Origin of the sequence: Goodfellowiella coeruleoviolacea (assembly GCF_024171785.1) — a bacterium.
Lineage (GTDB): Bacteria > Actinomycetota > Actinomycetes > Mycobacteriales > Pseudonocardiaceae > Goodfellowiella > Goodfellowiella coeruleoviolacea.
Map to the genome: position 1 here is coordinate 660048 of NZ_JAMTCK010000001.1, position 11620 is coordinate 671667.

Annotated in this window: 10 protein-coding genes; all 10 read right to left on the bottom strand. The window is 73.9% G+C overall.

Annotated elements, in window-relative coordinates:
• Window positions 1–4: 4 nt before the first annotated feature.
• Window positions 5–850: a proteasome subunit beta gene (gene prcB / locus LX83_RS02705; RefSeq protein WP_253766565.1), complete on the bottom strand. Its 846-nt coding sequence runs from the start codon at window positions 848–850 to the stop codon at window positions 5–7.
• A gap of 238 nt (window positions 851–1088) precedes the next feature.
• The gene (prcA, locus tag LX83_RS02710; RefSeq protein WP_253766567.1) at window positions 1089–1976 is read right to left on the bottom strand and encodes a proteasome subunit alpha; all 888 of its coding nucleotides are present in this window, start codon (window positions 1974–1976) and stop codon (window positions 1089–1091) included.
• Between the two features lie 56 nt (window positions 1977–2032).
• A complete protein-coding gene (gene prcB / locus LX83_RS02715) occupies window positions 2033–2893 on the bottom strand; it encodes a proteasome subunit beta (protein ID WP_253766569.1) in 861 nt (286 codons plus the stop codon).
• Window positions 2894–3139: 246 nt separating this feature from the next.
• On the bottom strand, window positions 3140–3334 hold the full coding sequence (locus LX83_RS02720) for a ubiquitin-like protein Pup (protein WP_253766571.1): 195 nt from the start codon (window positions 3332–3334) through the stop codon (window positions 3140–3142).
• Window positions 3335–3501: 167 nt separating this feature from the next.
• Window positions 3502–5001: a depupylase/deamidase Dop gene (dop, locus tag LX83_RS02725; RefSeq protein WP_253766573.1), complete on the bottom strand. Its 1500-nt coding sequence runs from the start codon at window positions 4999–5001 to the stop codon at window positions 3502–3504.
• Window positions 5002–5084: 83 nt separating this feature from the next.
• Window positions 5085–7622, bottom strand: a complete 2538-nt coding sequence (locus LX83_RS02730; protein ID WP_407649458.1) for an FtsX-like permease family protein — start codon at window positions 7620–7622, stop codon at window positions 5085–5087.
• Between the two features lie 173 nt (window positions 7623–7795).
• A complete protein-coding gene (locus LX83_RS02735; protein WP_253766577.1) occupies window positions 7796–8485 on the bottom strand; it encodes a hypothetical protein in 690 nt (229 codons plus the stop codon).
• 86 nt (window positions 8486–8571) lie between these two features.
• The gene (locus tag LX83_RS02740; protein ID WP_253766579.1) at window positions 8572–9153 is read right to left on the bottom strand and encodes an HXXEE domain-containing protein; all 582 of its coding nucleotides are present in this window, start codon (window positions 9151–9153) and stop codon (window positions 8572–8574) included.
• 142 nt (window positions 9154–9295) lie between these two features.
• A complete protein-coding gene (locus LX83_RS02745; RefSeq protein ID WP_253766580.1) occupies window positions 9296–10252 on the bottom strand; it encodes an aldo/keto reductase in 957 nt (318 codons plus the stop codon).
• Between the two features lie 108 nt (window positions 10253–10360).
• Window positions 10361–11467: a glycoside hydrolase family 5 protein gene (locus tag LX83_RS02750; RefSeq protein WP_253766582.1), complete on the bottom strand. Its 1107-nt coding sequence runs from the start codon at window positions 11465–11467 to the stop codon at window positions 10361–10363.
• Window positions 11468–11620 lie beyond the last annotated feature (153 nt).

Consider the following 11620-nt stretch of genomic DNA (forward strand, 5'->3'; position numbering starts at 1 on the left):
GGGGTCAGCGCGCGGCGGCGCGCGGTCCGTCCGGCCGAACCCGCCGGGACGCCACCACCTGCTGGGCCAGCTCGCCGACCTCGGCGTCGGTGAGCCGGCGGTTGCCGGCCGCGCTCATCACGTGCACCCGGGGGTAGATCTCCCGGACCAGGTCGGGCCCCATGGTGGCGGTGTCCTCCTCGCCGGCGTCGTAGATCGCCTGGAGGGCCACCAGCAGGGCGTCCTGCTCGGGCAGGTCGTCCTGGTAGAGCTTCTTGAGGGCGCCACGGGCGAAGATCGAGCCCGAGCCGATCGCGTGGTAGTCGCGGATCTCGCTGCGGCCACCGGCCGCGTCGTAGTTGAAGATCTTGCTGATGCCGCTGTCCGGGTCGTACCCGGCGAACAGCGGGATGGCCGCCATGCCCTGCATGGCCAGCGGGAGGTTGTCCCGCACCATGCCGGACAGCCGGTTGGCCTTGCCGTCCAGGGACAGCAGGGTGCCCTCGATCTTCTCGTAGTGCTCCAGCTCGACCTGGAACAGCCGGGCGATCTCCACGGCGATCCCGGCCGTGCCCGCGGTGCCCACGCTGGAGTACTCGTCGGCCCGGTAGATCTTCTCGCCGTGCCGGCTGCCGATCATGGAGCCGGCGGTGACCTGCCGGTCGGCGGCCATGATCACGCCGTCGGCGAAGGTCAGGGCGACGATGGTGGTGCCGTGCGGCAGGTCGGCCACGCCCCGGCCGGACGCGGCGGCGAACCGCGCGGGCAGCAGATCAGGCGAGTGGACCGCCACGAACTCGGTGAACGACGAACTTCCCGGCAACAGCGAGACGTGCGGAAGACGCCCCAGATCATCTGAGTCCGCTGGCACCCGGTTCTCCTCTCCGCATGACACCTGGCCGCCCCGCTCCGCCGCACCCCCCGTGCGCACGGTGTCCAGGGCACGTCACCAGCCTTGATCGAGCTTACTGGATGGACCCCGCGGGACAGCCCGCGCCGCGGGCGCGCCGGACGCGTCCTCGGCTGGGCGGCACCGGCCGCCCAGGCGGGCCACAGGCCACCGCGGTTGCGGATCGACCCGCCCGCGACCGGGCTTCCCGACGGTCGGATCAGCCGCTGGCCGAGTCGTCCTCGCCCTTGCCGTCCTTGGCGGTGCCGCCCTTGCCCCTGCCGCCCTTGGCCGTGCTGCTCCTGCCCGACTCGCCCTTGGCCGTCTCGCCCTTGGCAGCCTCGGTCTTGGCCGCCGCCCCCTCGGGCTCCTCGGCCGCGGCCGGACCCGCCTCCCCTGGCTCGTCCCGCGCGTCCGGTGCGGTCAGCAGCTCCTCCAGCGCGGCGCCGGCGATCCGCCGGAACGCGCGCCGCGGCCGGGCCCGCTCCAGCACCGCGACCTCCAGCTGCTTGGCGCCCAGCGGCTGCGCGTTCGCGGCGCTCACGCTGCTCAGCGCGGCGACTGTGGTGCGGATCGCCTCGCCCAGCTCCATGCCCCGGCGGTAGGACTCCTTGAGCGCGGTGGAGATGGCGTCCGCCTGGCCGCCCATCACCACCAGGTCGGGCTCGTCCTGGATGGACCCGTCGTAGGTGAGCCGGTACAGCTCGTCCTGGTCGGCGCTCTCGCCGACCTCGGCCACGCACACCTCGACCTCGTAGGGCTTCTGCTGCTCGGTGAAGATCGAGCCCAGTGTCTGCGCGTAGGCGTTGGCCAGCCAGCGTCCGGTCACGTCCCGCCGGTCGTAGGAGTAGCCGCGCAGGTCGGCCAGGCGCACCCCGGCTGTGCGCAGGTTCTCGAACTCGCTGTACCGGCCGACCGCGGCGAAGCCGATCCGGTCGTAGATCTCGGAGACCTTGTGCAGCGTGGTGGACAGGTTCTCGGCGACGAACAGAACCCCGCCGGAGTAGGTCAGCACCACCACGCTGCGGCCGCGGGCAATTCCCTTGCGGGCGAACTCCGACCGGTCACGCATCACCTGTTCAGCCGACGCGTAGAACGGGATGGTCACGTTGTGCGCTCCTAGCGAGAGAGGGGTCGGGACAGCGAGATCCTACGAAGGCGCGCTCAGCCGCCGGGGCGCTCGTGCCGCGCGGCGACCACCGCCTCCACCACCGAGGCGACGTCCTCGTCGGGGATGGGTTCGGCGCCCTCGGCGGTGATGGTGACCACCATCGGGTAGATCTTGCGGAACAGGTCGGGGCCACCAGTGCCGGTGTCCTCGTCGGCCGCGTCGAACAGCGACTCGACCGCCGCCCGCACCGCGGCGTCCCGGTCCGCGTCCCGGTCGTACAGCTTCTTCAGCGCCGTCTTGGCGAACACCGACCCCGACCCGACCGCCTCGTAGCCGGTCGGGGTCTCGTCGTAGAACCCGCCGACCGGGTCGTAGGAGATGATCCGCCCGCCCCGGTCCGCCTCGGCGGCGTCCAGGTCGTAGCCGACGAACAGCGGCAGGGCGATCAACCCGTTCATCGCGTTGTCCAGGTTGGACTTGACCATGGTGGCCAGCCGCTTGGCCTTGCCGTCCAGGGTCAGCGGAACGCCCTCGATCTTCTCGTAGTGCTGCAGCTCCACGGCGAACAACCGGGCCAGCTCCACGGCGATCCCGACGGTGCCGGAGATGCCGATGGCGGAGTAGTCGTCGGTGATGTACACCTTCTTGACATCGCGCTGGCTGATCATCGAGCCGGAGGTGGCCCTGCGGTCGCCCGCGATGACCACCCCACCGCGGAAGGTCAGCGCCACGATCGTGGTGCCGTGCGGCAGGCCGGCCTGCTCAGCCGCGACGCCGTGCGGGGTCGGCCGGCCGTTCGGCAGCAGCCGAGGTGCGGCGACCCGCAGGAAGTCGGTGAACGAGGACGACCCCGACGGCACGTCGGCCATGGGGAAAGCCGCGCCGAAGGGGCGCCGAGCCGAGTGGCGTTCCATGTGGAGCTTGGCCTCCCAGAGTTACCTGGAGTTGGTGGTGGTTCACCCCGCGCCGCCGTGTCCTGGCCGCGGCTGGTGCGGCCGGAGCGGGGCCTGCGGGACTGGTTTCTGCGGGACTGGGTGCGTGCGGGACCGGTGCTGCCCGAACTGGCGGCTGGGCTGGCCGTGCCTGGGCCGGCCCGCCACCGGCCCTGGACACGCCCCAGCGGCTGGCGGGCACGCGGCCCGCCGGCCCACCGTGGGCTGTTACTCGCCGCCCTTCTGCACGTAGGCGCGGACGAAGTCCTCGGCGTTCTCCTCCAGCACGTCGTCGATCTCGTCCAGGATCGCGTCAACGTCCTCGCCGAGCTTCTCCCGACGTTCCTGTCCTGCCGGACCGCCGCCCTCGATCTCGTCGTCGTTGTCGCCGCCGCCCTGGCGCTGCACCTTTTCCTGGGACATCTCGCCTCCCGTCTGGATGGCCTACCAAAACACTACCGACCGGCACCGACATCCGTCTGCACTCGCCGACCGCGCCGGCCCCGTCGACCGCGGGACCGCCCGGCGGCCCGGGCCAGAACCCGGGCGACGCGGCGGGGCCGGCCGCCGCCGGGTCCGGTTCCAGCTGCTCAGCCCCTGGTCAGGGCGTCGACGAGTTCCTCGGCGGTGTCCGCGGCCTCCAACAGCGCCCCGACGTGCGCCTTGGTGCCGCGCAGCGGCTCCAGGGTGGGGATGCGCACCAGCGACTCCCGGCCCAGGTCGAAGATGACCGAGTCCCAGGAGGCCGCCGCCACCGCCGTCGGGTAGCGCTCAAGGCACCGCCCGCGGAAGTAGGCCCTGGTGTCCTCGGGCGGGGTGGTGATGGCCGCCCTGACCTCCTCCTCGCTGACCAGCCGGCGCATCGAGCCCCTGGCGACCAGCCGGTTGTACAGGCCCTTGTCCAGCCGCACGTCCGAGTACTGCAGGTCGACCAGGTGCAGCCGGGGCGAGGCCCAGCCCAGCCCGTCGCGCGCCCGGTAGCCCTCCAGCAGCCGCAGCTTGGCCGGCCAGTCCAGCCGGTCGGCGCACTCCTGCGGGTCGCGGGACAGCGCGTCCAGCACCTCGCCCCAGGTGCGCAGCACGTCCACGGACTCCCGGTCCCCGCCCTCGTGGTCCAGGTGCCGCGCGGCCCGCTCGTGGTAGGCGAACTGCAGGTCCAGGCCGGTGAACTTGCGCCCGTTGGCCAGCTCCACCGTCGTCTTCAGGGTCGGGTCGTGGCTGATCGCGTGGACCGCCCGCACCGGGTCGGCCAGCCGCAGGTCGTCGAACCGCTGGCCGGACTCGATCATGTCCAGCACCAGCGCGGTGCTGCCCAGCTTCAGGTAGGTCGAGGTCTCGGCCAGGTTGGCGTCCCCGATGATGACGTGCAGCCGCCGGTACTTGTCGGCGTCGGCGTGCGGCTCGTCGCGGGTGTTGATGATGCCCCGCTTGAGCGTGGTCTCCAGACCGACCTCGACCTCGATGTAGTCGGCGCGCTGGGACAGCTGGAACCCGGGTTCCTCACCGGCGGCGCCCAGGCCCACCCGGCCCGCCCCCACCACCACCTGGCGGGAGACGAAGAACGGGGTCAGCCCGCCGATCACGGCCGTGAACGGGGTGCTGCGGGCCATCAGGTAGTTCTCGTGGGTGCCGTAGCTGGCGCCCTTGCCGTCCACGTTGTTCTTGTACAGCTGCAACCGGGGCTGGCCGGGCACGGTGGCGGCGCGGATGGCGGCCTCCTCCATCACCCGCTCGCCGGCCTTGTCCCAGATCACCGCGTCCCTGGCGTTGGTGACCTCGGGCGCCGAGTACTCCGGGTGGGCGTGGTCGACGTAGAGCCGGGCACCGTTGGTGAGGATCACGTTGGCCGCGCCGAGGTCCTCCACGTCCGGGTCGGTCGGGTGGGCGCCGGGGGTGCCCAGGTCGAACCCGCGGGCGTCACGCAGCGGCGACTCCACCTCGTAGTCCCACCGGGCGCGCCTGGCCCTGGGTATGTCCGCCGCCGCGGCGTAGGCGAGCACGACCTGCGTCGAGGTGAGCACTGGATTGGCCGTGGCATCACCCGGCACCGCGATGCCGTACTCCACTTCGGTCCCCATGATCCGCCGCATGTCTGGCAGCCTACGACCTCCACGGCGACCTTGGCTCAGACCCATGCCACGAGTGTGCCGCATCGCCGCCCCGGTTGCGCCGATCAGCCGCTGGCCAGGCCGGCGGCGGGGCGAATCCGGCCGGCGGCCCGCGCCGGGCCGAGCGCGGTCAGCACCGCGAGCACCACCACGACCAGGCCACCGCACAGCAGTGGCGTCAGCACGCCCGGTGACATCGCGAACAGCCCCGCCGACCCGGTCAGCGCCGCGGCGTAGCCGAAGCCAAGCGCGCCGCCGCCGACCACCCCCACCAGGGCCAGCAGCACCGCCTCGGCCAGCACCCCGCCGAGCAGCCCGGCCCTGGTCACGCCCAGCGCCCGGCGCAGCGCCAGTTCCTTGCGCCGCTCCCGCACGGAGATGGCCAGTGCCGTGCCGATCCCGGTGACCGCCACCGCCACGGACAGCCCGAGCAGCACCATCATCACCGCGGTGAGCACGTCCAGCTGCCGCTCGATCTCGGCGCCGCGCTCGGCGACGGTGTCCACCAGCACGGTGGGCGCGTCGGCCAGGCCCAGGCGCACGCGGGCCGCGTAGTCCGCGCCGTTCGCCCCGGCCCGCCAGCTGACCAGCACCGAACTGGCCGGAGCCAGGCCGGGGTCGGCGAGCAGCACGTCCGCGTCGCCGAACACGCCGTCGGGCAGCACGCCGGCCACGGTCACCGTGCGGTCCCCGCCGGGCAGCCCCGGCAGCACCACCCGCGCGCCCACCTGGCCGTCCAGCCGGTTCAGCGCCCACTCGGAGAGCAGGGCCTCCTGCGCGCCCAGCGGTGCGGCCCCGCTCGCCGGGCCGGGCTCGGCGTCGGTGCCCAGGGCGGCCAGCAGCTCCCGCAGCCCCGCCGGGTCGGTGCCGGCGACCACCGGCGCCCACGCGGACCTCCCGGTGCCCACCGGGCCACCGGTCACCGCGTGCAGCACCGCGGCGGCGCCCACCTCGGGCTGGTCGACCACGGTGCGCACGGCCGCGTCGGACAGCGGCCGCTCCCCGCTGTCGGTGACCACCGCGTCGGCCTGCGGGCGGCTGCCGTCCAGCCGCGCGCTGGCGCCCAGCGCGTCCATGGTGGTCACCCCGAAGGTGATCAGCGCGCTGGCCAGCACCAGGGGCATGGCCACCGCGGCGGCCCGGTGCGGCATCCGGCGCAGCTCGACCCCGGCCAGCCGCCACTGGGTGCCGCCGACGCGGCCGGCCACCGCGCCGAACAGCCGGCCGATCGCCGGCACCACCACCGGTCCGAGCGCGCCGAACAGCCCGCCCACCGCGCTGATCGCCGACAGCAGCAGCAGCCAGACACCGGCCATGGAGCCGCCCGCGGTGATCCCGGTCGCCGCCGTCAGCCCGGCCGCCGCCACCAGGACCACCCCGGCCACCCGCCGGCCGCGCGGCAGCGCCTGGCCCGCGGACTGGCTGTCCGCGTCCCGCAACGCGACCAGCGGGGCCACCCGGGTGGCGGCCAGCGACGGGCGGATCGCGGCGAGCACGCTCAGGCCGCCGGCCACCACCGCGCCCAGCAGCAGGTGGCCCGGGGTGGGCAGCAGCGCCGGCCGCAGCTGCACCGCGCTCAGCATCGCCGACACCCCGGTGACGTCGAAGACCCTGGCCAGCAGCAGCGCGGCCACCCCGCCCAGCGCCGCCCCCGCCAGCCCGGCCAGCGCGCCCACCAGCAGCGCCTCCGCCAGGTTGCCGATCACCAGGGGCTTGCGGTTCGCACCGAGGCAGCGCAGCAGCGCGGTCCGCTGCTGGCGTTGCAGGTAGACGGCGCGGAACGTGGCCGAGGCCACGAACACGGCGGTGGCCAGGGCGAGCACGCTGAACGGCAGCAGCGCCGCGCCCAGCCCGCCGTCGTCGCCCTGCTCCCGGCGCACGGCCTCGGCGGTGCTCACCCGCAGACCGGAGCCCGCCGCGGTGGCGACCGCCGCGCGGACCGCGTCCTCGGGCGCGCCCTCGGCCAGCAGCACGTCCAGTGCCCGCGGCTGGGGCTGCCCCAGCCGGGCCGCCAGCGCGGGGGTGGCGACCAGTTCGACCCGCTCGGGTGAGCCGCCGCGCAGGGTGATGCCGCTGATCCGGACGTCGACGCGGGCACCGGCGGCGTCGGCCATCGGCAGGACGTCCCCGGGCCGCAGGCCGTGCTGGTAGGCGGTCACCCGGTCCACGGCCACCTCCCCGGCACCCGAGGGTGGCCGGCCGTCGGCCATCGCGTACCGCCGCAGCCCGGCCTCGTCGGGCTCGACGTCCACCTGGGCGCGCTCGGTGCCGGCCCGGCCGGCGGAGAGCAGCACGTCCGCGCGGACCCGGTCCACCGACACCACCCGGGCCACCCCGGCGACGGCGGCCACCCGCTCGCGCGTGGCCGCGTCGAGTTCCACCGGCTCGCCGCCGGCCTTCCGGTCCGGCGCCACCACCAGCGCGACCGGATCCGGGGTGCGTTCACCGCCCTCCTGACTGGCCTGGGCCATGGCGGTGTTGAGCACCAGGGAGGCGACCAGGCAGGCCACGCCGACCAGCAGGGCCACTCCGGGCAGGACGGCGCGACCCGGCCGGGCACGCAGCTCGGCAAAGGCGATACGGACGGCGGTCACCGGCTTCATCGATGGGTTCTCCAGAGCGTGCGGTGAGGCGAGCGCCTCAGCGGAAACGCCGGTGACAGTAGGAAACCCGGGCCCGCGCGAGCATCGCTCCGCGGTCGCTGGCCTGATCGCCCCTGGGGCGGAGATCGCCTACGCCTCTGGGCTGACCCACCCGGGGCCGGACCCGGGGTGGGTCAGCCGGTGGTGAGCGCCTCGGCGGCCTTGGGCGCGATCCTGGGCAGCACGGTGCGGGCCCGCGCCTCGGAGATGGTGTCCAGCCGCACCACGGTGACCAGGTCGTCGGCCGCCAACACCAGGGTGCACGACCCGGTGTTGTCGGTCGCCCGCTCGCACCAGGCGAACTGGTCGTCCACTCCGGACAGATCGGCCAGGTCCAGTTTCCCGGTGACCTGGACGGCCTTGCCCTGCCGGGAGTAGTTCGCGCAGGTCAGCTTCGCGCGCACGGCCTCGACCACGGCCCGGCCGCCGCCCTCGGCGCCGGTCGCCACGAACTGGACGAGGGTGCTCTGGCCGCTCTGGCTCACCCAGCTGGCCTGCATGCCTCCGGAGAGCTGGCCCACGTTCTGCGGGGAGATCCCGCAGGCCAGCTCGGGTGGCCGGCTGGCGGCCTTGGGCGGCGCGGACGGCCCCAGGTCCTCGGCGGCCAGCACCTGCTCGGTCAGCAGCGCCGAGGTGAGCTTGCGGCGCAGCGCGTCGGCGTCCACCGTGGACGGTGCGGTGCTGGTCGTGGGCGGCGCGGTCGAGCTGGCCGTCACCTGCTCCGCCGACTGGGTGGCCGTGGCGTTGGCGCCATACCCCTGCCGGAGGTCGTTGGGCTTTCCCGAACAGCCCGCCAACGCGAGGACCGTGCCTACCGCTGCCACCACGCACACGCGACGCACCGCGCTGTCCCTTCGGATTCGGTGAGTTCTGGTGCCACCCGGTCGATCACCGGGGCACAGCCCGCAACCTAGTGCACGGGCCCGGCGCCGGTTCGCACGGTCCACCCGGACCGATCTCCGCTCCCGGTGGCGCGGTCACGCCGACCACCCCGCGGCCGCGTCACCCACCCGGCCAGTGCGTGCACCCCGAACAGCGCGGCCGGCAGCAGCGCCGCCGCGTACCCCAGCGACGCGCCGCCCGACCGGCGCACCCCGGCCCGGCCGAGTTCCCGCCACGCCCACGCCGAGAAGGGCAGCACGACCGTGGGCGCGGTGACCACACCCGGCGTGTACCCGCGGTGCGCCGCGCTCAGCGCCAGGTGTCCCACGCCGTGCAGGCCGAAGCCGACCAGCGCCGCCTGGTAGAAGCGGGACCGGCCGCCGGTGCGGGCGCCGTCGGCCGACGCGGCGGCCATCAGCACGCCCATCAGCGAGATGGCCACCCGGGCGTGGGCGGGTGAGATCTCCCGCCGCAGCCAGACCGGCCCGAGCGCGCGCCGGCCGCTCCGCCCGGCGTTGGCCCGCGACCAGGCCGCCATGGTGGCCCACTCCTCGGCGTCATTGGCCAGCCAGGCCAGGAACAGCCCCCAGGTGGCCGTCTTGCGCACCATCGTTCCTCCTCATCGGCCGGTCGGCGACAGGCACCCGGGCACCCGGGGCGATCACCAGGTCCGCGCGCGAACACTACCCGCGGCCCCGCCGCCCTGGCTGTCGCATGTGGACAGCCCAACACCGTCCTCGGCCACGACCGCCCTAGTCCCAGGGCAGGGCGGCGCGGTCGGCCCAGTAGGCCTCGGCGTCCTGGGCCAGCTCGGCAAGCTCGGCGAGATCGTCCGGGGTCAGGCTGGTCCGCGTGGCGACCAGGTTGGCGCGCAGCTGCGCGGGGCTGGCCGCGCCGGAGAGCACCGTGTCGGCCCACGGCTGGGCCAGCACGGCGGCCAGGGCCACGGCATCCGGCCCGACCCCGTGCCGGGCGGCCACCTCGGTGACCGGACGGGGTGGCCGCACCGCCAGCCTGCCGTTGGCCAGCGCCTCCTTGACCAGCACCCGCACCCCGTCCTGGTGCGCCTCGCGCAGGGCCGGCCCCACCGAGGGCTCCAGCACGTTCCAGGTGGACTGCACCGCGCTGAACAGCCGGCGCCCGCCCACCTCCACCGCCAGTGCCCGGCGCACCGCGTCGGCCTGCCGGGGCCCGGACGTGGAGAACCCGACCAGCACGCCCTGTTCGGTTAGCTGGCCCAGTTCCGCCAGCAGCGGCTGATCGGTGAACAGTGGACTGTCCACGGTGAGCGAGTGCACCTGGTACAGCGCGACCCGGTCGCCGAGCAGCCGCCGGGTCCGCGTCCACTGCTCGACGAACCGGTCCAGGGAGTGCTGCTTGACCTCGTGCACCTCGGCGTCCATCCGCCAGTCGCCCACGTAGGCGTAGCCCCACTTGCTGGACACCGTCACGTCGCGGTGACCCCGGTCGGCCAGCCAGTCGGCGAGGAACTCCTCGGCGCGGCCGTAGGAGCGGGCCGCGTCCACCCAGCGGATGCCGGCGGCGTACGCCTCGTCGAGCACGTCCCAGCTGGCCGCGCGCATGGCCGCCACGGTCCGGTCGGCCGGGAGCGTGTCCTGGCGGCCGAGGTTGATGTAGGCGGGCCGGCCGAGCGCGGCCAGGCCCAGGCCGAAGCGGTCGAGCCGGTGTGCTGGTGTCCCCGTGGTCATGGCTGGCAACGGTAATCGGGTGCGCCGCACGGCGCCGGACGCACCGCACCGGGAGCCGGCGAGCGCCGGGCCACCCGGTGCGGCGTCGGCGTGGGTCCGCCCGGTGGTTCAGCCGCCGAAGCCGTCGGCGCTGGCGGCGCCGCGGATGCGCTCCCTGATCCACACGCCGGCCGGCTTGAGCGAGGACGTGCCGGTGTAGGGGCCGGCACCACAGGTCCCCTCCTTGAACACCGCGCCGGAGCGCTCGTCGTCGGAGTAGTTCCAGTTGGTCCAGCTGATCTTCTTGCGCGCCATCAGGTCGAGGTAGCGCTGGGACGTGGTGAAGTCGTTGGGACCGTCCCCTGTGTACTCCTGGGTGCCGAACTCGGTCACGAACACCGGCAGCTTGTCCGCGGCGCGGGACAGGGTGTTCAGGTACTCGTCGCCGTGCGAGGCCGCGTAGAAGTGGAAGGTGTACATGATGTTGCTGGCGTTCACCGGGTTGGCGACGACCTCCGCCTCGCTGCCGCCCTCCGACACGCCCAGCGACGACCACCCCCGGGTGCCCACCAGCACCACCGCGTTGGCGTCCTGGGCGCGGATCACCGGGATGACCTGTTCGGCGTAGCTCCTGATCCGCGACCAGCTGACGCCGCTGGGCTCGTTGGCGATCTCGTACAGCACGTTGTCCTTGCCCTTGTGCCGCTGGGCGATCGTGCTGAAGAAGGTCTTGGCGCGGCTGAGGTTGTAGTGCGGGTCGCCGGGGTCGAGCATGTGCCAGTCGACGATCACGTACAGGCCGCGCGCGGTGGCGTCCTCGACGTACCGGTCGACCAGGTCGGTGAAGTACTCGGGGTCGGTCTCGTAGCCGTCCTCCTGGACGTAGGTGGACAGCCGCACGATGTCCGCGCCCCAGTCACCGGCCAGGGCGTCCAGCGACGCGTTGTTGACGCACTGGCTGTACCACTGCAGTCCGTGCGTGCTCATGCCGCGCAACTGGATGGCCGTGCCCCGCTGGTCGCACAGGTTCCGGCCGCACACCCGCACCGCGCCGTTGACCGCCACGGGTGAGCCGGCGGGCGGCGCGGCCTGCTGCTGGGACGCGCTGGCCTGGGCCTGGCCCGCTGGGGTCCGCTCCGGCGCGGCCGGCCCGGCGTGGGCCGCGGTGACCGGCAGCAGCAGTGCCGCCGCGAGCACGGGCAGCGCCCTGGTCGCGGACCGTAGTTGCCATCCCATCAGTTTCTCCTTGTCAGGCAGGGGAACCACGCGGTCTGCGGGTCTCCGGAAACTGGCGGCGGCGGTATTCGTTAGTAAAGTTTCCTTACCAAAGGGCAGCACTGGACTTTACTGAGCACGCCGTTGCGGGGTCAAGATCCCCTGCGTGGCCGG

Coding starts and splice junctions, on each gene's coding strand:
- prcB (WP_253766569.1), bottom strand. CDS start 2,893: ATGGAACGCCACTCGGCTCGGCGCCCCTTCGGCGCGGCTTTCCCCATG.
- LX83_RS02720 (WP_253766571.1), bottom strand. CDS start 3,334: ATGTCCCAGGAAAAGGTGCAGCGCCAGGGCGGCGGCGACAACGACGAC.
- dop (WP_253766573.1), bottom strand. CDS start 5,001: ATGCGGCGGATCATGGGGACCGAAGTGGAGTACGGCATCGCGGTGCCG.
- LX83_RS02730 (WP_407649458.1), bottom strand. CDS start 7,622: ATGAAGCCGGTGACCGCCGTCCGTATCGCCTTTGCCGAGCTGCGTGCC.
- LX83_RS02740 (WP_253766579.1), bottom strand. CDS start 9,153: ATGGTGCGCAAGACGGCCACCTGGGGGCTGTTCCTGGCCTGGCTGGCC.
- LX83_RS02745 (WP_253766580.1), bottom strand. CDS start 10,252: ATGACCACGGGGACACCAGCACACCGGCTCGACCGCTTCGGCCTGGGC.
- LX83_RS02750 (WP_253766582.1), bottom strand. CDS start 11,467: ATGGGATGGCAACTACGGTCCGCGACCAGGGCGCTGCCCGTGCTCGCG.